The following is a 271-nucleotide window of genomic DNA, read 5'->3' on the forward strand; positions in this document are numbered from 1 at the left end:
GCTTCCGCAGTCTCCAGCGCCCCGTCCTGATCGGCCTGCCGGCTGGAATGGATGGTCAGGGTGCCGACGCCTGTTATGTCGAGCTTCGCGATCCCGGCAAAGCTTCTGTCCTCGCCCCCAATCAAAGGCTGGCGGTCCATGCTCACCAATCCGGAGACGTCTTTCCGGTAATCGATCCTGAGCGTGGGAAGGTCGACTTCGGCGGCTGCGCGCAAGCCAACGATCTTGAGATCCAGCGCTTCGAGCCGTTCGACCGCATCGGCTGGAATGG

General features: G+C 62.7%; 1 pseudogene. It reads right to left on the bottom strand.

The annotated features are described in order from the left end of the window. Positions 1 to 271: pseudogene (locus AF337_RS38640) on the bottom strand (AAA family ATPase); the annotation flags it as partial.

It is taken from the genome of Rhizobium ecuadorense (assembly GCF_001187535.1).
GTDB classification, from domain to species: Bacteria; Pseudomonadota; Alphaproteobacteria; order Rhizobiales; family Rhizobiaceae; genus Rhizobium; species Rhizobium ecuadorense.